The following is a 21,833-nucleotide window of genomic DNA, read 5'->3' on the forward strand; positions in this document are numbered from 1 at the left end:
GACAGGCGTCATACTTGGTTCACCCCCCCGGAGGGGGGACATTATGAAAGTGCAACAGATTCGGAAGTTCGACATGCTGCGGCGCGTCCAGCAGTTCCTGGACGAGTTTGCGGCGAAGCTGTTCGCCGCGACCGCGGCGGCAGCTCGGCAGGCCCTCGATCAACTCGTGGATGACATGCGGGTGAACGAGGCAGAGCAGGCGAGCAACACGCTGAACGCCAAGAGCCAGACGGCGGCCCAGGCGGCGTTGCGCGACAAGCTCGTGAAGGACCACATGCGGCCGGTGGCGTTGATCGCGGCCGCGCATCTGCGGGATGTGCCGGAGTTCAAGGCGCTGCAGGTGCCGAAGGTCCGTGTCAAGGCCGCGGTGCTTGTGCAGGACGCGAACGCCATGGCCGAGGCAGCGAAGCCGTATCAGCAGGTGTTCGTGGGGAACGGCCGTCCCGAGACGTTCGTCGACGACATGGTGGCGGCGGCGACGGCTGTGCGAGCGTCGATCGATGCACGCGGCAAGAGCATCGCGACGAAAGCGGCAGCACGGGACGGACTCAAGGCCACCGCAACGCGAGCGCACTCGGTCTTGCGATTCCTGGATGCTCAGGTGAAGAGTGCGGCCGCGGATAACCCGAAAGTCTTGGCAGCGTGGAACTCGGCCAAGCGGATCGGGAAGGGGAAGGTGGTGCCGATCGAGGCGACGATTCCGCCTTCGTCGACATCGCCGGCTCCGACGCCGACTGAAGCGAAGGCGGCGTAGAAGCAAAGGAAGCCCCGGGTGATGAACCCGGGGCTTCTTGTTGCGTTGTGCCGAGAGATGAAGCCCGCCTTTCACTCGCTCCTGAAAAGCCGTCGACGAAGTCTCGCGGACGCACGACTGTCGCACTAGCTTGGCGACATCGCCTCGCGCAGATCCACGACGATTCCGACGTTTCCATCGAGGAGCTCTGTCGTGCCATACTATCGTCTGAACGTACCGGCTGTTGCGCAGACCAGCTCGGACACATGCTGGCACTCCGCCGCGCTGATGGTCTGGTACTACTCGCAGCAGCTGAGCGGCAAGTCGGGGCCGATGAATACGCTCCGGTGGGACTTCAAGGCGAATCGCCCGATCAGCGACTGGCCCGCCCTCGCGAAGGTGGTGGGCCTCGCCGACGTGGGACGAGATCAGGAGCACACGAGCGCGGACATCAAGGAACTATTGATAAAACACGGCCCGCTGTGGGCTGCCGGAAACTGGTATGGCGTCGGTCATTGCATCGTAGTGACTGGCGTCGATGACGGGACAGTTTATCTGAATGATCCCGACGGTGGCGTGAAGAAGGAGGAGCTCCTCGCCTGGTTCAACACCAAGCGCTTTCGCACATGGCCGGATTCCCTCCTCGCCAAGGATCCGAATCGCTATTAGCACGCACTGCCGGTAAGGCTCGCTCTCCATCGCCTAACGATCCGACACCTGGTCGACCCAGCTGTCGCCCGTATACATTCGCATCGGCTTCCCGGGTTGCTCGACGAACCGCACCACTTCGCCCACGACGCCACCGCCCGTCGGCGCGACAAAGCGGAATCGGCCGTCACCCAGCGGCTCGAGAGTGATCGGATTGTCGACGTTCGCCGCGTTCGGCGTGATGAGCACGAGGCGATTGTTGAGCAGCACCACCTGCGAGTCCCCGCCCCGCCCGCGAGAGTCCCGCAAAGCGCGCCCAGCTCGGATTCCACGTCGCCGCGAGGGTCACCGGCGCCGCGGACTTCGCGACCGCCTTGCCCACGGTCAACATCAGCTCGCGCGCGATGTCGAACGGATTCGAGTCGTTCGTGTTCGTCAACACGATGACGCCGACCTTGTCGTCGAGCTGAATGAGCGTCTGCGTCGTGTTGCCAGGGTAGCCGCCGCCGTGCCCCACGTAGGTTCGCCCGTCGATGCGATTGACGTCGAACCCGAGTCCCGTCCCGGACATCCAGTTCTCTTCGACGGACCGCACACGGTGCATTTCGCGCAGCGATGCCGTACTCAGAATGCGATTGCCGCCGCGCGGGCCGCGCCGGAACTGGGCCGAGACGAACTTTGCCATGTCGAGGCGACGATTCTGCCTCCGACGGCAACTCCGACTCCGACCCCGACTGAAGCGAAGGCGGGAGAACGTCGCCGACTCCGTATGCGGCATTCATCTCGACGACCTGCTCGGCCACGTTGCCTCGCTACCAGGCGCCGAGGACTCCAAGGGCGACCCGGGCTGTGATACACCCAAAGCAGAAACGAGTGACTAGGGGTGCGGCTGGCGAAACGATCCGATGAGTATGTGAGCGTAGGGGACAAAGCCCGCCCGCTGGAGCGTTCGCCGTGACGCGGCGTTCGTGGGATCACAACGAGCACCGGGAACTCCCCCGAGTTCGCGGCAGAGGCGTTTCAACTCCTGTACGAGAAAGCTCCCGTAGCCACGTCGCTGATGCGGTTCGCTGATCTCCATATAGATGTCGCCGTAGGGCGGGTTGTAATGAAAGAGAATCCCGCCCTTGCCCACCACGGTTCCATTCACTTCGAGCGCCCATTCACCGCCGCCAGCGCGCTCGGTGATCGCCTGCCGGATCTCGCCCGCCGACGTGAGGCTCCGCAACGTAGCGCCGGGGAGCGCTTGCGCCGTCGTCAAGTCGTCACGAAAAACCACCTTCTCGGTGGAAATCTCGTGCGCGAAGGTGATGGTAAGCGCGGTCAGGAGGAGGTCGCTCGACTGCACCTCGAACGCCGGCGGCCTCGTCGCTTCGAGGAAGGCCTCGAAGAGGGCGAAGGCACGAGAGCGCCGGTCAGGCACGATGTAGACCTCATAGAGAGTCGGCTTGTCGCGCCATGGCCCGTCGACGGCAAGCGAAGCGTACGCCACAACGCGATCACCTTCGGCGATGGCGAACTCCCGCGTCCAGCCACGACGAGGATGAATCGAATCGTGGACGATCTGACAGTTCTGCTCCGCGCGATACGCTTCGCGCATCGCGGCGAGCTCCTTCAGCTTTACCTGACGAACCGAGATGGGCGCTTCGTTCATGGTATAGAGGCGGCCGCAGCGCGCGGGTGAATGCCCCGAGTCAGCAGCAATTCATCGTCGAGGCGGCAGGCCGCTGACGACACTGACACGCCCTGAAACCACTGACGATCTCCTCAGCATTGAACGCTCCTCGTGGCCGATAAACGTGTTTGTGTTTGTTGAAGTGCCTCGGGAGGCCACTCTCTGTGCAGGAGGCTTCCCGAGGCACTTCGCAAAAGCACATTGGTTCCGGAGCGAGGAGTTTTCCTGAGCGCGGAGTCCGTCAGTGGTATCAGGGCGTGTCAGTGGTTTCAGCGGCCTCTCCCGGTTGACGAGCAGAGGTGTCGATGAGGCGCCTGAATCCCAAGATTCCGGGAGGATCCCAATTCCATCAGCTAATAAGTCAGCGGTGCCTGCCCCCTCGTCTTGAGCTGTTCGTTCACAGTGGCAGCCTGCGCTCGCAGCGCGGCATTGAACCGGGTGACTTCCTCGTGCGCCTGCGTGATCATGCTCTCCGCGGCGCTCAGCTCGACGGCGTTAGGCGCGGAGTTGCTGTCGCCATAGCCGAGCCGTTCGACCTCGTCGAGGATGGTCGCCGTGTAGGGCTCGGCGGACTGGTTGCGCCCGTAGAACAGTGGCAGCATCCGCTTGCCCCAGGTGAGCAACGTGTCCTTGAGCGCCTTGAGGGGTGCCGCCTCGCTCGACGCCTGAGTTACGCCGGGTGCGGAAACGGCCGCCAACCGCCGGTCGATTTCCTGCCTGAGCGCGAACGCCCGGTTGACGGCGTCGATAAGCTCCGTTGACGCGTCGTTCAACTTGCGCGTGAAGGCCATGCGCGCAGCCAGCTCGGCGCCGGAGGCCTGGATCCGAGGGTCGGGCTTGAGCGTGAACGACGCTTGCTGGGTACTCCCGCCAAAGGTGAGCGCCACGCTGTAGCGACCCGGCACTGCCATCGGTCCGCGCACGCGACGAAGCTGGTACACACTATCCCAGAGTGTCGCGCCGTCGGCGTAGCGGAAATTCCAGTAGAACACGTTCAGGCCCTTCTTCGCCGAGAGCCGCGGTGGACTCGAGAGCCGGTTCTTCGGGTCGTCGTTAGGCGGCTCGACGAACGGCTTGTTGAGCGCGGCCGTGTCGGTGACGCCTGCTTTTTTCAACGAATCGTTGCGCGTCTGTTTGAAGCGATCGAGTCGCAGGCTGTCGACCCGTTGGATCGAGTCCTGCTCGTTGGTGAAATGGTTGACCACCGCGCCGCTCGAGTCGCGCACGTCGAGCGTCACGACTTTATTCGAGTCCGCCAGCCAGTAGTAGACGGCCGCGCCGTTGCCCGGGTCTTCACCCTTCTGCAGATTCTGGATGAGTTGCTGGCCGCGCCAGAAGACGCGGTACGAGTCCGTGGGGTTGAACAGGTGCGCCCCCCCCTTCTCGGCCAGCGTATTGGCCGCGAGCTGCCGCAGCGGTGAGATGTCGTCCATGATCCACAGCGCGCGCCCATGTGTGGCGATCGCGAGATCATTGTCCTTGATGATCAAGTCGTGGACCGGCACCTGTGGCAGGTTGCGCCGGAGCGGTTGCCAGTGGCCGCCATCGTCGAAGCTGAACCACACGCCGCGCTCCGTACCCGCGTACAGCAGCCCGCGCCGCACCGGGTCCTCGCGTACGACGTGCGTGAACTCGTTCTTCGGAATTCCACCATCGATCTCCGTCCAGGTAGCGCCGTAGTCGGTGGTCTTGAACAGGTACGGCTTGTAGTCGTCCATCAGCTGCCGGTTGGCGGCGAGATACGCGGTGCCCGCCGCGACTGTCGACGCGTCGATCATCGACATCCGGGTGAACGGCGGTATGCCCTTCGGCGTGACGTCCTGCCAATGCGCGCCGCCATCGCGAGTCACGTGGATCATCCCGTCGTCGGAGCCGACCCAGATGACGCCCTTCGTCACCGGCGATTCCGCGATCGTGAAGATCGTCGCGTAGTTCTCGGCGCCGCTGTTCTCGACCGTGATCGGACCGCCGGCGATGAGCAGCGTGCGCGGGTCGTGTCGAGTGAGATCGGGCGAGATCGGCTGCCAGTTTTTGCCGCCGTCGGTGCTCTTGAGCAGCACGTTGCCGCCCTCGTACAGCGTGCTGTGGTCGTGCGGAGAGGCGATGATCGGCGTCGTCCAGTTGAAGCGGTACTTCGCCGTCATCGGCGGCGCCGTCCTTTCCCACGCGGTCGCCATGAAGCTCGAGATGCCCGCTCCATGATCTACGCGCTCATTGGCCGCGTACGTGACGTCGGGGTGCTGCGGATCCACCGCGATGATCCCCGACTCACCGCCGCCGGGATAGTACCACGCGGAGATGTCGAACATTCCATCTGTGCGGCTCGGACCGCAGGCGCCCGAGTTGTCCTGCTGTGCGCCGCAAACGCGATATGGGAAGTGGTTCGTCGCGATGACGTGGTAGAACTGGCCCGTGGCGTAGCCGGTGGTGCTCCAGGTCTCGCCCTTGTTGAAGCTGATGCGCGCTCCCTGGTCGGCCGCGACCATCATCCGGTTGGGATCGTTAGGCGCGATCCAGAGGAAATGCGTGTCCCACAGGTTGTCGTACGGCTGGACCTCCTTGAAGTGCTTCCCGCCGTCCGTGCTGCGGAACAGAACACCGTTAGGCAGGTAGACCGTGTTGACGTCCGCCGGATCGGCGATGACCCTGGAGAAATAAAAGGGCCGCCAGTGCGGACCCATGCCGTCGAGCGACTTGTTGTTGGCATCGTTGACGCGCGTCCACGTGGCGCCCGCGTCGTTGGAGCGGAACAAGCCGCCGGAGTCGGACTGGATCATCGCCCAGACCAGCTGGTGTTCGGCGGGGGAGACGGCGAGACCTATGTTGCCGATGATGCCCTTGGGCAAGCCCGGGTTGTGCGTGATCTCGCTCCATTTGTCGCCGCCATCCGTACTCTTATAGATGCCGCCGCCGGCGCCACCGCTGATGATGTCCCACGGCTTGCGTTGCACGCGATACATGGCGGCGTAGAGCACCTTCGGGTCGGCCGGATCCATCGCGAGATCGGTGGCACCGACGGAGTCGTTGACGAACAGCGTTTTCTTCCAGGTCTTGCCGCCATCCGTGCTTTTGAAGACGCCGCGGTCCGGGTTCGGGCCGCTCTCGTGGCCCAGCGCCGCGACGTATACGATGTCCGGATTCCAGGGGTGCACGACGACGCGGGAGATCTGGCGCGTCTCCGCAAGGCCGAGTGTGTCCCACGTCTTGCCGGCATCCGTGCTTTTGAAGACGCCGTCGCCGTGCGAGGCATTACCGCGCAGCGTGTATTCGCCGGTGCCGACGTAGACGATGTCCGGGTTGGGCGGATAGACAGCGATCGCGCCGATCGTGCCGCCGAAGTATTTGTCGGTGACCGGCTGCCAGTTGTAGCCGCCGTCGGTGGTCTTCATGACGCCGCCGCCGGTGGTGCCCGCGTAGTACTCGAGCGGGCGCGCGGCGGATCCGGCCGCAGCGACCGAGCGGCCGGAGCGGAATGGACCGATCAGTCGCCAGTGCATTGCGCGCACGGCGAAGCTGTCGACCGGTGAGGAGGGAGCGGTGAGCTGCGCCTGCGCCGTCAGGAGGGGGGTGACGAAGGCGCCGAGCAACAGATACGAGATCGAGCGAGTCAATGTCATGATCGGCTGAGGTTGGAAATCAAGTTTACGCCCGTTGCAACGCGTTGGGGAAGATGGGCGACGGGCGACGGGCGACGGGCGACGGGCGACGGGCGGCGGGCGGCATTGACGCTCGCATGACGGGCCCGCATACGCTGACGGAATGCGAAAATCGCACGGTGCCCGGATTGAGTCTTACCGAGATTTAGATACGTGGCAGCTCGGTATGGAAATCGTGGTCGATATCTACCGAGCCACGCGAGTGTTTCCCGCCGAGGAGAAATTCGGACTCGTCGCGCAACTGCGGCGAGCCGCTGTGTCGATTCCGTCGAATATCGCCGAAGGACGTGGTCGGCTAGGCGCAGGGGAGTTTCGACGATTCGTATCGATCGCGCGCGGCTCGGCTGCCGAAGTCGAGACACAGATCGCCGTCGCGGTGGCTCTGGGTTTCACCGATGCCAAGGAGATCGCGCCACTTTCGGCAAAGCTCGATCGGATCAGCAAGATGTTGTTCAGCCTCTATCGGAGCCTCGGCGGTTGACCGCCCGTCGCCCGTCGCCCGCCGCCCATCGCCCATCGCCCATCGCCCGTCGCCCGTCGCCCGCCGCCCATCGCCCGTCGCCCGTCGCCCGTCGCCTGCAACCGTCTGCTTGTGCCCAGCCACAGTAAGGCATCGATGATGAGTCGATCCTCAACCGGGTTATTCAAAGTATACGACAGCGTCTTGTTGTTCGTATCGTATCGGTGCTCGTAGTCGATGTCGTTGTGACCCATGTTGAGATAGATCATCCGGTACTTCCTGTTCGTCCAGACGACCGGGTAGAACCCGCTGTGCCAGATCTCCTGCGGTTTCGGCCCGGTGCCGAGGGGGAAGCTGCTCGAGTCGATCGACAGGAGGATGTCGATGTCGGGATTCTGCCGGAGATCCTTTTCCCACCGATACCACTCGTTAGGTGCCGACGTGAACGTCGCCGGGAGATGGCGCGTCGCCGGATGCGCGCGATCGTCGACGCGGAGAATCGCCGCCGTCGGCCGCCAGGTGTTGCTGACATAGGATCCCGCGCCAAGGAAGGTGTCGTGATACCAGGGCCGGTTTGCCGGCACCGCCGATGGCGTCAGCGCGAAGCCGGCAAAGTGAAAGCCCATCCACGCACCGCCCTCTTCCATGTATCTCTGGAACGCGGCGCGTTGCACGGGGTCTTCCGGCCGCGTGTCCAGAAAGACCACCACCTCGTATCGCGAGAGAAAGGCGGTGTTGAGATTATGCCAATCCGACGTCGTGTCGAACCGGAAATTGTATTGTGCCGCCATCTCCGGGAACCAGCGCTCGGCTTCACGCAGGAAGCTGATGTGCGCCTGGTCCTCTCTGCCGGTGAAGAAGGCGATGACGCGAAATGCCGGCTTGTTGGTACTGCCGCCGAGGGCTGAGCAGCAAAGGAGGAGCGCGGCGATTTTCGATGTCTTGCTCACGCTATACACTGTAAGCGGACGGTACCAAAGCCGGTGGGTCTCCGGAAGCTGGAGTAAGACCGAGCTGCATCGAATTGTCTACCAGGCTGGTTGACTGCCGATCATGCTCGTTAGGGCATGCGGGTTCAAGCCATCTGCATTCATGATGTAAATGTTCGTAACCGCCAGCAGCCCCGTCTCATCGGTGCGCTGAAAGACGATCCGGGTACCGTCAGGAGACCATCGTGGGTCTCGATCGTAGTCGCCAAGCTCCACGGTCAGTGCATGCTGCCCCGTACCATCGGCGTTCATCAGCCAAATGCCGGTCGGACCGGTCGAATTGCCGGCGTACACGATCTGCTCTCCGTCCGGCGAGAACTGCGGATCGTTGTCGTCAGAGTTGGTCGACTTGGTGAGATTGGTCGCGACCTTCGTCGTCGTGTCCATCACCCAAATGTCGAGTCCCGACGCGTACGTCACACGTCTGCCGTCGCGAGAGAAGCCACCATTCGGGTTGTAGCCCAGCCACTGAAGCCCGGAGCCGTCGAGACTCACACTGTGAAATTCGAGCCCGGCTCCCGCGGTGCTTATTCCGGCGAACAGAATGCGCTTGCCGTCCGGCGACCAACCTGTGTGCTCAATGTCCCAGCCTGGCAGGACGGAGCGCTTGCCCGAGCCGTCGGCGTTCATTACCCAGAGACCAGAGGGCGCGTGCTGGGAGAAGTACGCGATGAGCCGGTGGTCTGGCGACCAGCTGGGATACAGGTCGTCCTCCGGCGATGTCGTCAGATTGCGGACACCCGTGCCGTCAGAACCGATCAAATAGATGTCCCAGACGCCGCTTGCGTTGCTGTTGAAGACTATCGCATCTGTCGGTACGCGCGGGGCTGTGCTGTCTTTACAGGCTATAGCTACGCAGCTGACCATCGCGAGTATCGCACGGAAACACGAAGCCGCTCGGCATCGACGGGTGCGGCCGCTCGGCGAGATGGATATCGGCATGTTGAGTATCATCTCCATTGACGGGCTCGCGCCTTTTCTTGGGACATCGCTCGTTGCGCGAGTTTGCAGCATCGTGCATGCCGCCAGGCGCGACCGCACTGGCTGCCGCTCGTAGCTTGCGTCATGATCACGCCGCGCCCCCGCGCAATTCTCTTCGATCTGTTCCACACCCTTGTCGCCGTTCCGCCGCCAGGGGGCGACATGGGCCTGTCCATCGCCGAGGCGCTGGGGATGCCCGAGCGACGTGCGGAGGTGGCGCGCCGCTACTACGAGGACGATGTGCTCGATCGGTGTCGCGGCCGCGTCCGCGACCCGCACGAAATGATGCGCGCCGTCGCGCGTGGGTTGGATCCCGGCGTTGCCGAGAGCGCGATCGCGCTCGCCGTCGAGCATCGGCGGCGGCGCGTCGAGCACGGCTTGATTGGCGTGGAGCCCGCGTTTCTGTCGGCGCTCGATCGTGTGCACGCCGCGGGGATCGCGACGGCGCTGGTCTCCGACGCCGGCTTCGACGACATCGAGGCCTGGCATCAGTCACCGCTCGCCTCGCGTCTCGACGTCACGGTCTTCTCCTGCGAGGTGGGGGTTCGCAAGCCGGACCCATCGATCTATCGCTGTGCGCTCGAGCAGGTCGGCGTCGACGCTCGCGACGCCCTCTTCGTGGGCGATGGAGGCAGCGACGAGCACCGTGGCGCACGCGCCGTGGGGATGCGAGCAGTGTTCGTGACGCGCCTGCTGCGTCAGTGGTGGCCCGAGGTGATCGAGAGCCGTCGGGCACACGCGGACTTTGTCTTCGAGGACGTCGCGGCGTTTGTGGATGCGCTGTTGGAGTGACAACTTCCTGATACGTCAGAACGTGTCAGGCCCCGGGGAGGAGCCGCACGTGAGAGCCTAACGAGAACGCCTGGTAAGCTTGTCTACGTTCAGAGCGTACCGTGGGTTCGAATCCCACCCCGTCCGTTCTAACTGCCCGCACTGCCTTGAGCCCTGCGGAGTTGTTTTTGTCTCCAGCGGCGCACTCGTTAGGCGTCTGGATTCAGCGTCTGGATTGTTTGGCACCTTGCGCCCCTGGTATTAGCATGCTCAATCCCCACGCAAAACTTCGGCAATATCCGCTCGCACCGCGCGCAGCGTCGGTAAGTAGCTCGCGCCAAGCGTGACACCGCCGAGCAAGGCAAGTATTGCTGCGTAGGTCGCACCATCCGTCGCGCTGATGCCGAACAAGAATGGGGTCAGCAAATGTGTGCTCAGCCGAGCCGCGAGGAGACCGGCGCCCACTCCGATCGCCGCGCCAATGGCCGTGCTCCCCATCCCCGTCATAACGATCGACCGCGCGCTGGCGCCGAGCGCGGAACGGATCGCGAGCTCACGCATGCGTCGCGAGACGGCGCGCGCCGTGACACCGTAGATGCCGACCGCCGCCAGAATCGCAGCGACGATTCCGAAGAGAGACACCAGCAGTGCCCGGTATCGCTCCTCGGCGAAGGAACGGCTCACCATCGTCGACATCGTCTGCAGATTCTGCGAGGTGGCCGGCGGTGCGAGCTCGGCGACGATCCGGCGGACCTGGGTCGCGATGGCGCTCGGGTCGCCCGTCGTACGCACCAGCAGCGAGAGTACCCAGCTGAATCGCCGCTGAGTCACAGGAGTGTAGATCGTCGGCTCGATGTCCTTCGACAGCCGTTGGAAGTGTACGTCCTCGACCACACCGACTATCGTGCGCCACTCGCCCTGATACTTCACGCGCTTGCCGAGGGCCGACTCGTTAGGATATTCGCGGCGTGCCAGGGAGCTGCTGACGATCGCTACGAGCGGCGCGCCCGCGCGATCGTCGTCGGTGAAGTCGCGGCCAAATCGTAGCGGAATGCCCATCGCCGCGAAGTAGCCGGGGATCGTCACGCGCTGCTGGGCTTCGTGTCGTCGCCCGGCGTCCAGCAACCCTCCCCCTGGGCGCTGTCGGTCTCCTCCCTCGGGCTCGACCCCGCTGCTCGACGACCCTCCGCTGAACGGCGGTGAGTCACCGGCTGTCACCGCCGTCACGCCAGGCAGGCCAGTCAGGCGCGCGATCACCGCCGTCTGAAACGCACGGGTGAGGTTGCTGTCGCGCACCACCACGCGCGGGAAGGAAGGGAAGTCGACGATGAGGTGCTCGACGCGAAAACCGGGGTCGACGTGGGTGATCCGCTGCAGGGTTCGCGTGAGAAGACCAGCGCCAACGAGGAGCACCATCGAGAGGGCGATCTCGATGGCGATGAGCGTTCTCTGAAGTGTCACACCGCCGCGCGCGCTCTGTCCACCGCCGCGCAGGAGCATTCCGGGGCGTGGTCGCGATAATATGAGTGCCGGAGCGAGCCCGAACAACACTCCCGTGGCGAGTCCCACGACCAGCGAGACGGTGAGCACCCGCAAGTCCATGTGGACGTCGTCGAGACCCGGTATTTTCGGTGGCGCAAGGGCAACGAGGACACGAGTTCCCCACCACGAGAGCGCGACACCGAGCGCGAGTCCCGCGAGCGCCAGTGTGAGGCTCTCGATGAGCAGCTGCCTGACGAGTATGCCGGTGGATGCGCCGAGCGCCGCGCGCGCGGCCATCTCTTGTTCGCGCGTCGTGGCTTCGCCGAGGAGGAGTGTCGCTACATTGACGCAGCCGATGAGCAGCAGAAGCCCGGCCGCGGCCAGCAGAACGTGGAGCGGCCCCCGCACGTCGCGTGTCTGATCGATCTGCCACTCCGTGAGTCGCACCCCTTTGTCTCTGGCGTCCTGCTCCGTCGGTACGAGGATGCGCGACACCTCCGCGCTGGCGCCAGCGAGTGTGACACCCGGCCGGAGACGTCCGATCGCCATGTAGCTGCGATTCGTGGGCTGGAAGTAATCCAACGAGTCGTGTCCGACGGGAGTCCAGAACCCAGCGGACGTCGCCGCACCCGCGGTCGGCGGCGTCGTGCGGCCCATGGTGAGCCCCGGCGGGAGCACTCCGACGATCGTCGTCGGCACATCGTCGAGCCTAACGACTCGCCCGACGATGTCCTGCGCTGCGCCGAATCGCGTCTGCCAGAGCTCGTAAGAGACGAGAGCGGCGCGCGGACCGGTCGGTGTATCCTCGTCGGGTGTGAACGTGCGGCCCATGAACGGGCCGACGCCCAGCGTGGCGAGAAGCGACGCGCTTGCCCGTAGCGTGGGCACCTGCTCGGCGCCATTGCCCAGCGAGAGCAAAACCCGTCCGCCCGTCCAGACGCCGACGCTCGTGAACGAGGACTGCATCCGGGAGAGATCGCGAAACTCTGGCTGGGACAGCGGAATGCGGTCCCACATCGAGGCAAGGATCCCGTTCGCCTTCCAGCTCGGGAAGGTCTGCCAGATGGCGATGAGTCGGCCGGGTTGAGGGAGCGCCAGCGGCCGCAGGAGCACGCCATCGACCACACTGTAGATGGACGTGGCCGCGGCAATGCCGATAGCGGTGGTCGCGATCGCGATCGCGGCAACGGTCCGGCGCCGGCGCCAGGTACGCACGGCGAAGTGGACGTCACGAAGCAACATGCTGGCCCCTCGAGGCTGTCGCGTCGTGTGACAGCAGTCGGGAGCGAATAGTTGGCGCGCTTCGCCGATAGTGCTGCTGCTCGGGTGCTTCGCGAACCGCCTGGCGAGAGTACCTTGGTGCGCCCATCCTAAATGTTTCAGGAGGTGCCGACATGAGAGCTCTTCGCTTTTCCGACGTCGGTGATCCGATGCAAGTGCTCCATCTCGACGACGTGCCTTCGCCCGAGCCTGGGCCGGGCGACGTGCGCGTGCGCATGACGCATCGACCGATAAACCCTGCCGACCTACTCACCATTCTTGGGTACTATCCGATACGTCCTTCACTGCCGGGATCTCCCGGACTGGAAGGCGTGGGTCTCATCGATGCGGTGGGCGCGAACGTCAAGGGAGTCTCCGTCGGTCAACGGGTGATCTCTGTGGCGGGTACGCCAGGCACCTGGGCTGAACAGCTCGTGATGCCCGCAGACCGCGCCGTGCCCATTCCGGATGCGATGAGCAATCAGGTCGCGGCGCAAACGCTCGTGAATCCAGTCACGGCATGGGCGCTCCTCAACGACGAGCTGACGCTCTCCCCAAACGACTGGGTGCTTCAGACTGCGGCCGGTTCGACGTTAGGCAGATTGATCGTTCAGCTCGCGCGACGGCGCGGACTGCGCACCATCAATGTCGTTAGGCGACGAAGCCGCGCGCGGGAGCTACTCGACCTTGGCGCCGACGCGGTGGTCGTCACGGAAGACGAGGCCCTCGTCGATCGCGTACGAGAGATTACTGGCGGACGGGGCGTCCCCGCTGCGATTGACGCTGTCGGCGGCACCGAGGCAGGGGAGATCGCTGCGTCTCTCGCGCCCGGAGGCACGATGATTACGATGGGAGGGCTGTCTGGCGCGACACTCGGCCCCATCGGCATCGGAGATCTTGTCTTCAAGGGCGCATCGATTCGCGGCTTCTGGTTGGCGCGCTGGACGACGACGCGCCCTTCCGCGACGATCGCTCGCGCGCTCGGCGAGGTGATCTCGATGTTCACCACCCACGAGCTCCAGTTGCCGGTCGCAGCGGAGTACGACCTCGCCGACTTCCGCGCCGCGCTCAGACACGCCGAGCAGCCGGGGCGCACCGGCAAGGTACTACTGCGAGGATGAAAGTCTTCGTCGGTCACCGTCGAAAGGAAACCGACGCGCAGGTGAATACGCAAAGATGGATGAACGAGCATGCCGACGACGAAGCGAATGGCGAGAGCCTGCGCTGCAGTGGGATTCCCCTGAAGATGGAGCGAACGTGCGATTGTCTTGGCTGACTCCAATCGTAGTTGCAACCTTTTCGGCGCTGAGTGCATGCTCGAGCGCTGGCTCCGCTGGCACTACCAACACTGGTGCGCCCATGCGGGCAGTTCCGTTTCGCGCCGAGGATTTGAGTGGATACATCCCCGAATGGGTCAGCGGCATCGCCTACGTGGGCCAAGACCGCATCGACGTCGCCGTAACTTCGGTGCAGCTGTCGCGCGACACGCAGACTTCTCGAATGCTTCGCATCCGGGCAATCCTCGTGAGTGGGGACACGGCACACTGGTCCATCACTCGACAGAGCGCCGCAGTCTCAGCATCAAGACTTCGCGCGCTCTCATCGAGCCCTGGCGATACCGTACACTTCACGCTCCGAGATACCGGAGGGGAGCCGCTCGGCGAGCGGCGTCTGAGCTTCTATATCGAAGCCGAACTCCAGATTCCGGGTCGAGGCACCGTGCCAGGGACACGTCCGATTCAGGGATCGTTAGGCAATCTGGCTGTGCGATGATGCCCTTCGAGTGGCCGTTTGATCGCGGTATCCACAGGTCAGGCTCGGCCGTGGCTGTCTCGCACCTCTCTCGCGACGCTTGCAGATCTTGCCGCAGGACGCATGTTGGCAGGACATGCAAAATGTCTCCCACTCCCAGAGGGCATGTAATGAAGCGAATGCTCAGTTTCCTCACTGCCGCGATCCTGCTCTCGGCCGGCGTCCTGCCGGCGCAGAGTCTCGTCGGCAATTGGCAAGGCACGCTCGGCGCTCCACCTAACGCGCTCCGCATCGTCTTGCGTATCGCCCGCGCCGACGGTGGTGGGCTGAGCGCCTCGCTCCTGAGTATTGACCAGGGAGGATGGGACAACCCATTCTCGGCAGACTCCGTGGTGCTGCGCGACTCCACGTTCGCGTTCTTCATGTCTGACCTCGACGCCACCTACCGCGGCACCCTGAAGGGTCGCGGCTCCGACATCCGAGGAGAGTGGATCCAGGGGAATGCCCCACGGCGACTCGACTTCGTGCGGCCTTCGGCGAGTGCTGCCTGGCGGGATACATCGCCGCACAGTCAACGGCTCGTGAGCGTTGAGCGGAACGTCCAGCTCGAGGTGCTCGATTGGGGCGGCAGTGGCCGACCGGTCGTATTCCTCGCCGGCGCCGGGAACTCCGCTCACATCTTCGATGAGTTCGCGCCCAAGCTCACCCACGAATACCACGTCTACGGCATAACGAGGCGCGGCTTCGGGAACTCCAGTCATCCCGCGTCGGGCTACCTCGCCGACACGCTCGCCAACGACGTCCTCGCCGTCATCGACTCGTTAGGTATCCGCGCCCCGGTGCTCATCGGGCACTCGATCGCCGGGGAGGAGCTCAGCTCGATCGGCTCACGCCATCCCGAACGTGTCGCCGGGCTCGTCTACCTGGACGCCGGCTACCCCTATGCCATCTACGATTCCACCTCGAGTGACGTCGACATGATGAATGCCGAGGTGAGCCTCTCGGACGTCGGGCACAAGTTGGCTCGCCTCGCTGATCCGTACCTCTCCATGAGCCCGCGCGACCAGGAGGCACTCATACGAGAATTGCTCGAGACGAGCCTGCCGCAGATGGAGCGGGACCTCCGCGGCAAGGCCAAGCAGCTCGCCGCGCTGCCTAACCAGGGCGCAACGCCGCCCGCACAGCATCCCAACCCCATCCTCCGTGCACTCCTCGGGGGAGAGGAGAAGTACACCTCGGTGCACGCTCCCGTGCTCGCGATCTTCGCCGCGCCGCATGAAGCGTCGCCAGCCGTGGCGAAGGACTCGGCGGCGCGAGCGAACGCCGATTCCGCGGAGCTCGCGTGGATAATGCCGCAGATTGCTGCGTTCCGGCGCGGCGCGCCGACGGCGCGCGTGGTCGTCCTGCCTAACGCGAATCACTACGTCTTCAAGTCCAACGAAGCGCAGGTGCTGCGGGACATCCGCGCCTTCGTCGATGGGTTATCGCAGCCAACGCCAACGGGGCAAAGGTGAGAGGCGACGCGGGCCTCATGGCTCTCGTATGCGCCGGGGCGTCCACCGTGCCAATCGCGCGGGCAAGTCGATGAGAGCATCGCGAATTGCGAGCGACGTGCTGACGGACTCGATCTTCGCACTTCGTTCATTCATGCGCTCTCCCGGTTGGACCGCTGTCACGCTTCTCACGATCGCGCTGGGGGTCGGCGCAAGCACTGCCGTCTTTCGCGTGGCAGACACGTTCGTCATCCGGCCGCTCGCCTATCCCGCTGCTTCGCGCGTATACACCGTCTCGCTTGAAGGCAGGCTTCGAGACGAAACGGAGTCGCTTCCCATATCCCCTGCCGCCGTCCGCGAATGGAGAAATAGTGCGCGTACAATCGAGGGCCTGGCATCATACGGCGGAGGTCCCAGAGCCTTTCTTCACGGAGACCTCGAAGATCTGCCGGTGACGACTGTAATCGTTGACACTGGTTTCTTTGTCTTCGCTGGAGCCCGACCTCTGCTTGGACGGAATTTCACCGCCGATGAAATCTCGCCGAACGGCCCGCGCGCAATCATCATCTCCGAAGGTTTTTGGCGACGACAGTTCGGCGGATCTCGCGACGTACTTGGCAAAGTTGTGCGGCTGGATTTGGGCGGCGTTCCCGATTTGCGGCCGAGTACGATCGTGGGTGTGATGCCGGCGTCACTGGTCCTTCCAGACTTGCGGTATCCGAAGCCCGATATCTGGCTGCCGCTTGTTGACGGTGCGCAAATGAGAATCCGTGCCGTCGCTGTGCGCCTAACGCGGGGAGCAACGGCAGCGGCGGCCAATCAGGAATTGGCTGCCATCTTCAATCATGCGGGGGGCTTTGATCCGGATTTCGCGGACCTCAAGCCACACATTCGAGTGAGCCGTCCGCAGGACGACCTTCCATTTCGACAGGCGCTGATGCTGCTCGCGGGCGCGGTCGTCCTTCTGCTTCTCATAGCTTGCAGCAACGTATCGCATTTGTTGCTACAACGCGGGCTGACGCGTGAACGCGAGCTCGCCATTCGCCACGCACTCGGTGCTCACCGCGCGCGCCTCGTTATGCAACTGGTAACGGAGAGCACCTTGCTCGGTGTGGCCGGTGGTGCATTGGCAATGCTCGTTGGTTGGGGCGTACTCGGACTGTTGATGCGATTGCGGCCGACGAGCTTTCCCGAGTTGTCTTACCTATCGACAACACGCGGAGTGATACCCTTCGCCGCGGGTCTGGCAATCGCAGTGGGTTTGATCGTCGGCGTGCTCGGTGCACTTCACATCGCGCATAGGCAATTGGCGCAGTCCCTTCGGACTGGTGCGTCGAGCGCCTCTCGCACACACCGCCGGCTTCGCGGGACGCTGGTCGTCGGACAGATCGCGCTCTCGGCGATACTCCTCTCCGGAGCAATACTCCTGATTCGCGACGTGTTCGACCTCGAGCGACAGCGACTCGGGTTCGACCCGCACGAACTCTATGCGGTCTCGTTTCGTGATCTGAACGCAAACCTGACCAGCGAGAGTGTTGCTGCATTCGCCGCCACGATCCGCAATGTGGGCGAGCGCGTGTTAGGATCTCGTGACCTAACGATAGCCAACAACATTCCCAGCGGGATGGATATGCCGTCGGCTCTCGAAACACGTGAGCAGCCAGGAGTCGTCAGGCCCTCGGGATTCACGAGCGTAGCATTCGTTGCACCGGATTATTTCACGACACTGAGAATGCCGCTCATTGCCGGACGGACTTTCGACGAGGGATCGTTCTCGCGCAATGAGGTTATCGTGAGCCGCGCTCTCGCTCAACAACTCTGGGACGACGGTAAGGCACTCGGGCAGCAGTTTCGGAACACCAGGCGGGAGGGTCGGTTCCAGCAATGGCACACGGTCGTCGGAGTAGTTCCCGATATTCTCACCAACCGACTAGGCCCTACTGCGCAACCAATGCTGTATCAGCCGTTTCCAGGAGGCACGGTTTCGACAACGCTCATTGTGCGCTTGGACCGACAGGATGCAGCGAATCTACTTCGGCGTTTTGCAAGGTCAGTGCAGCCCGATCCGCGCAAGTGGGACGTCCGTGACGTGAACATATACATCGAACAATCGATCGCCGAGCCGCGATTCACGATGTCCGTCCTCGTGCTGTTCGCCGGGTGCGGCGTGGTGCTGGCGGCGATCGGCCTTCTCGGCGTGGTGTCTTACAGTCTTCGTTTGCGAACGCGAGAGATCGGAGTGCGCATCACGCTTGGCGCAACGCGCCGCAACATCGCGAGTTTGTTTCTTCGTGACGCGCTGGGTCAGGTCGCGATCGGGACGGCGATAGGTTTGGCAGGCGCGGTCGTGATAACGCGGCTGGCGCGGATGTCGTTCTACGGTATTCAGAGCTTCGATAACATCACCTTCGTACTTGCCGCGGTGTCGATGCTTCTCGTGTCACTGGCGGCGTGCGCGGGACCGCTCTTCCGCGCGATGAGCGTCGATCCCGTCGTCGCAATTCGAGCCGAGTAGCCGAGCCGGGGGGGACAAAGGCGCTCCTTCGCCGACAGCCATGCGCGAAGCTGGCTCTCCTGCTACTTACTTCGGTGGTTCCGGTTCCCAGAGCTGAATCGGATTTCCTTCCGGATCGTGGAGCAAGGCGAAGCGTCCATTCGGATATTTCTGCGGATCGACCTCCACCTTGATGCCGGCGGCGGTGAGCTGTGCGACCATTGCGTCGAGATGCGCAACGCGGAAATTGATCATCCACTGTTGCGTCTCGGATCCGAAATATTTCGTGGTCGCGGGGAACGGCTGGAACGCCGTCGTCCCGGATTCCTGGTGCCACGGCTCCATGCCCTTTGCGGTCGGTGTGCGCGCGACACCCAGGTTTTTCTCATACCACTCGGCGAGGGCTTTCGGGTCCTTTGCTTTGAAGAAGAAGCCACCGATGCCGGTGACTCTCTCCATCGGTAGCTCTTGCGAGGTTGCCGCTGGAGCGGAGGACGCCCGGTCGGCCGACTGCGCTCCGACTACGCCGGTGCTAATGCAGCACAATGCCGCGGAGTACAGGAGGTGAGTGTGCTTTCGCATTGGAGTGTGTGAAGATGTGGGCATGCGCGGATACTCGAGCGCCTAGCCGAAGGCATTGAGGGAAACCCGCTTCGTCGCTGCTTCGTTCCCTGTGATCTGACGTCGAAGGGCAGCACGCGGCTCGGCCAGTGCTATGAATCGCCCAGATCGTTGCGAAGCTGGCGCGCGCACTCCTCGCAGAGCCAGAGTGAGTCGGCAGGCACATCCTGAGTTGCTACGCGCGTCAGGTGAATGGTGCCAACGCGTTCACGAACGCTGCGGTTCCTCATATAGGCCGAACTCGTTGCCGACAGGGTCGGCAAACGCGGCAAATGCGCCCATGTTCGGACCAATATCTCTTCGCGGCGTCAGTACCTTGCCGCCTGCCGCTTGGATCTGGTTCAACGATTCCGTAATACTGTCGACCATGATGTACACGCGAGTACGCTCATCTGGCGTGCGATCATCTTCCTTGACCCACGTCCCGCTTACACTACCAGAGTCATCGAACGCGAGGTTACCATCGCCGCGTTCGCGAACCTTCCAACCGAAAATGGTGGAATAAAACTCGGCGGCATCCTTGGCCTTGTTCGCCGGTATTTCGAGGTAACAGATCTTACCGTGGGCCATAACCTATCCTCCACATTTACGAACGGGGAAGTTCCATGGAGCACGAGCGTGACGACGCCTAACGGCTCGCTTAGCGTCGGTGCGTGAGCAACAGGCGGCACGATCCATTGGTCCTCCTGGCGGAGCAGCGCTACTGGTATATTGTATCCCGCACAACGTAAGACATAGGGGAGTCCATTCTCGACCTGCCGCTCTCACCTTTACTCCCTCTCTCGATGTTCGGGATACATAACCTCGCCCTCGGCAGCGTGCTCGCTCTCGCGCTGAGCGCCGCCGGCATCGCCCACGAACACGTCGTCTCGGCGCGATCGAGCAGACACAGCCCGGGAAGTGCTGCCTCCGTCGAGCAGACGACTGACGGAACGCGCGCCTCTGCCACCCTCGTCGCGAGTTTCGACGGCCTCGGCGCAGATTTCGTCGGCCCGCAAGGGAACGCGTACTTCAGCAATCCCTCCGATAACTCGCTCGCGGTGGGCCCGAATCACATCGTGCAGATCGTCAACTCGCGCATGGCGATCTACACGAAGAGGGGACGTCAATTCGATACGACCGGCAAAGTGTTGTACGGTCCAGTCGGGACGAACAATGTCTTTCGCGGCTTCGATGGCGGATGCGCGGGCCGTGCGAATGGCGACGCGGTGGTGCGCTACGATCAGCTCGCGAATCGCTGGTTGATCGTGATGCCGATCTTCCGCCGGCTTCCGCTGCGTGAGCACGAGCCGGCAGCGCCGGTCGACGGGGGCGGTGCCGTGGTGAGTGAGGCGCGACAACCGGGACAGCCTGGGGCCGCGGTGACGCTCTACGAGCCGCCGCACGTGGAGCCGAAGCCGATCACGCCGCCCGATTCCACAGAGCGCGAGCGGCTCCGCGGCGAGGCGAACAAGGAGAAGGGCTCGTACGGGATGTGTTATGCGGTGAGCACCGGGCCCGATCCGTTCGGTCCGTATTATCGCTACGAGTTCACACGTCCGCTCTTCCCGGACTATCCTCGGCCGGCCGTATGGCCCGACGGCTACTACGTGCCGACGAGCACGGGCGACGAGGTGATCCAGAAGCACGCGTGCGTGGTCGATCGTCAGAAGATGCTAAAGGGCGGCGACGCGACGGAGCAATGCGTGGTTGTCGATGGTGTGAACTTTCTCAACAACGCGGACCTCGACGGCAAGCAGCTCCCGCCCGCCGGTGCACCGAATATCGTTCTTGCGGGCGGGGGGACGCAGTTGAAGAAAGTCATGGACGATTCCGCGATCTACGCGTGGAAGTTCCATGTGGATTGGAAGAATCCCGCGAACACGAAGCTCACCGGTCCCGAGCGAATTCCGGTGGCGCCCTACCACTATCTCTGCGACGGGCAGCTCACGAAGTGCGTGCCGCAGCCGGGCGCCGACCGGCACCTCGACGCGCAGGGCGACAAGCTGATGGCGCGCGTGGTCTACCGGCGCATCGGCAATCAGGAATCGATCGTTGCCGTGCATTCGGTCAATACCACTGCCGGCGGCGGTGGCGTGCGATGGTACGAGCTCCGCCTGGATAAGCACCGCGACCCGAAGCTCTATCAGGAAGGCACGTACGCGCCGGGTGTCGAGTTCCGATGGATGGGAAGTCCGGCGATGGATAGGGCAGGGAACATCGGCATCGGCTACTCGTTTGGCGGTCCGCAGGATTACGCGGGCCAGCGCTTTGCGGCACGTTTGGCGACCGATCCGAAGGGAGTCCTGACGCTGCGCGAGGCAGTGCTGGCGCAAGGTGGCGCGCCGCAAACGAACACTCTCCGCTGGGAGGATTATTCGCAGACTGCGGTCGATCCTGACGACGATTGCACGATCTGGTACGTGGGCGACTACTACAAGCCCGGCGAGCAGCGCTACTCGTCGAAAATCGGCGGCTTCAGGATCGACGGGTGCCGTTGAGACTTCACACGACGAGGTGACGCCCGCGGATTCACCGTCTGGATTTCTTCAGACTCCTCAACGCGCGACGCTGCGCCAGAGTCTCATCTAAGTAGGTAGACAAAAGTTCTGCTACAACTGACTGAGTTTCGATGATCAAAAGCACTGTGAGCACGCGCTTCAGTCGAGATCCGCAATCATCCGGGAAATTCGGGCTGTGCGCACGGGTGAAAGAGAGAGAGGCCGCTGAGAGCACTGACACGGCGCTGAGACCACTGACTTGCTCCTCGGCAACGACGGCTCCATGCACCAAGTAGTAGCTGGTTTCTTGTTCACATGCCTCGGGAAGCTTCCAACGG

18 protein-coding genes are annotated in these 21,833 nt (G+C 63.4%); 10 read left to right on the forward strand and 8 right to left on the reverse strand.

Features of this window, described 5'->3' with window-relative positions; translation table 11 throughout:
• Window positions 1–43: 43 nt before the first annotated feature.
• Both VGH98_05625 and VGH98_05630 read left to right on the forward strand, forming a co-directional pair.
• Window positions 44–754 (forward strand): hypothetical protein, encoded by a 711-nt coding sequence (locus tag VGH98_05625; GenBank protein ID HEY2375435.1) that lies wholly within the window; start codon window positions 44–46, stop codon window positions 752–754.
• 192 nt (window positions 755–946) lie between these two features.
• On the forward strand, window positions 947–1,402 hold the full coding sequence (locus tag VGH98_05630) for a papain-like cysteine protease family protein (protein HEY2375436.1): 456 nt from the start codon (window positions 947–949) through the stop codon (window positions 1,400–1,402).
• A gap of 166 nt (window positions 1,403–1,568) precedes the next feature.
• Here the strand turns inward: VGH98_05630 and VGH98_05635 are convergent, their stop codons facing one another.
• From VGH98_05635 to VGH98_05645, 3 genes are all read right to left on the reverse strand, one after another.
• Window positions 1,569–2,066, reverse strand: coding sequence for a serine hydrolase (locus tag VGH98_05635; protein HEY2375437.1), 498 nt, complete (start codon window positions 2,064–2,066; stop codon window positions 1,569–1,571).
• A gap of 192 nt (window positions 2,067–2,258) precedes the next feature.
• The gene (locus VGH98_05640) at window positions 2,259–3,035 is read right to left on the reverse strand and encodes a GNAT family N-acetyltransferase (protein ID HEY2375438.1); all 777 of its coding nucleotides are present in this window, start codon (window positions 3,033–3,035) and stop codon (window positions 2,259–2,261) included.
• A 374-nt stretch (window positions 3,036–3,409) separates the two neighbouring features.
• Window positions 3,410–6,673, reverse strand: coding sequence for a glycosyl hydrolase (locus VGH98_05645; GenBank protein ID HEY2375439.1), 3,264 nt, complete (start codon window positions 6,671–6,673; stop codon window positions 3,410–3,412).
• Between the two features lie 142 nt (window positions 6,674–6,815).
• On the opposite strand from VGH98_05645, the gene VGH98_05650 reads away from it, so the two are divergent.
• Window positions 6,816–7,193 carry a four helix bundle protein gene (locus VGH98_05650; protein ID HEY2375440.1) on the forward strand — a complete coding sequence of 126 codons (378 nt, stop codon included), beginning with the start codon at window positions 6,816–6,818 and terminating at the stop codon, window positions 7,191–7,193.
• Here the strand turns inward: VGH98_05650 and VGH98_05655 are convergent.
• Window positions 7,172–8,122 (reverse strand): ThuA domain-containing protein, encoded by a 951-nt coding sequence (locus VGH98_05655; protein ID HEY2375441.1) that lies wholly within the window; start codon window positions 8,120–8,122, stop codon window positions 7,172–7,174. The genes VGH98_05650 and VGH98_05655 overlap by 22 nt on opposite strands.
• A gap of 78 nt (window positions 8,123–8,200) precedes the next feature.
• Complete coding sequence (locus tag VGH98_05660; GenBank protein HEY2375442.1) at window positions 8,201–8,923, reverse strand: hypothetical protein; 723 nt, start codon at window positions 8,921–8,923, stop codon at window positions 8,201–8,203.
• 303 nt (window positions 8,924–9,226) lie between these two features.
• On the opposite strand from VGH98_05660, the gene VGH98_05665 reads away from it, so the two are divergent.
• A complete protein-coding gene (locus VGH98_05665) occupies window positions 9,227–9,934 on the forward strand; it encodes an HAD-IA family hydrolase (GenBank protein HEY2375443.1) in 708 nt (235 codons plus the stop codon).
• Between the two features lie 249 nt (window positions 9,935–10,183).
• Here VGH98_05665 and VGH98_05670 read toward each other — a convergent pair whose 3' ends face one another.
• Window positions 10,184–12,637, reverse strand: coding sequence for an ABC transporter permease (locus tag VGH98_05670; GenBank protein HEY2375444.1), 2,454 nt, complete (start codon window positions 12,635–12,637; stop codon window positions 10,184–10,186).
• A 152-nt stretch (window positions 12,638–12,789) separates the two neighbouring features.
• Here VGH98_05670 and VGH98_05675 point away from each other — a divergent pair, with 152 nt between their 5' ends.
• From VGH98_05675 to VGH98_05695, 5 genes are all read left to right on the forward strand, one after another.
• Window positions 12,790–13,776 carry a zinc-dependent alcohol dehydrogenase family protein gene (locus VGH98_05675; protein HEY2375445.1) on the forward strand — a complete coding sequence of 329 codons (987 nt, stop codon included), beginning with the start codon at window positions 12,790–12,792 and terminating at the stop codon, window positions 13,774–13,776.
• Complete coding sequence (locus tag VGH98_05680; protein ID HEY2375446.1) at window positions 13,773–13,931, forward strand: hypothetical protein; 159 nt, start codon at window positions 13,773–13,775, stop codon at window positions 13,929–13,931. Before VGH98_05675 ends, VGH98_05680 begins: the two co-directional genes overlap by 4 nt.
• Window positions 13,932–14,014: 83 nt before the next feature.
• The gene (locus VGH98_05685; protein ID HEY2375447.1) at window positions 14,015–14,428 is read left to right on the forward strand and encodes a hypothetical protein; all 414 of its coding nucleotides are present in this window, start codon (window positions 14,015–14,017) and stop codon (window positions 14,426–14,428) included.
• A 149-nt stretch (window positions 14,429–14,577) separates the two neighbouring features.
• Complete coding sequence (locus tag VGH98_05690; GenBank protein ID HEY2375448.1) at window positions 14,578–15,921, forward strand: alpha/beta hydrolase; 1,344 nt, start codon at window positions 14,578–14,580, stop codon at window positions 15,919–15,921.
• A gap of 70 nt (window positions 15,922–15,991) precedes the next feature.
• Window positions 15,992–18,415 (forward strand): ADOP family duplicated permease, encoded by a 2,424-nt coding sequence (locus VGH98_05695; protein ID HEY2375449.1) that lies wholly within the window; start codon window positions 15,992–15,994, stop codon window positions 18,413–18,415.
• Window positions 18,416–18,481: 66 nt separating this feature from the next.
• Here the strand turns inward: VGH98_05695 and VGH98_05700 are convergent, their stop codons facing one another.
• Together VGH98_05700 and VGH98_05705 are read right to left on the reverse strand one after the other, a co-directional pair.
• Window positions 18,482–18,853 carry a VOC family protein gene (locus VGH98_05700; protein ID HEY2375450.1) on the reverse strand — a complete coding sequence of 124 codons (372 nt, stop codon included), beginning with the start codon at window positions 18,851–18,853 and terminating at the stop codon, window positions 18,482–18,484.
• 369 nt (window positions 18,854–19,222) lie between these two features.
• The gene (locus VGH98_05705) at window positions 19,223–19,585 is read right to left on the reverse strand and encodes a VOC family protein (protein ID HEY2375451.1); all 363 of its coding nucleotides are present in this window, start codon (window positions 19,583–19,585) and stop codon (window positions 19,223–19,225) included.
• A 215-nt stretch (window positions 19,586–19,800) separates the two neighbouring features.
• Between VGH98_05705 and VGH98_05710 the strand changes: the two genes are divergently transcribed.
• Window positions 19,801–21,495, forward strand: coding sequence for a hypothetical protein (locus VGH98_05710; protein HEY2375452.1), 1,695 nt, complete (start codon window positions 19,801–19,803; stop codon window positions 21,493–21,495).
• The last annotated feature ends 338 nt before the right edge of the window (window positions 21,496–21,833 follow it).

Source organism: Gemmatimonadaceae bacterium (assembly GCA_036496605.1).
Lineage (GTDB): Bacteria > Gemmatimonadota > Gemmatimonadetes > Gemmatimonadales > Gemmatimonadaceae > AG2.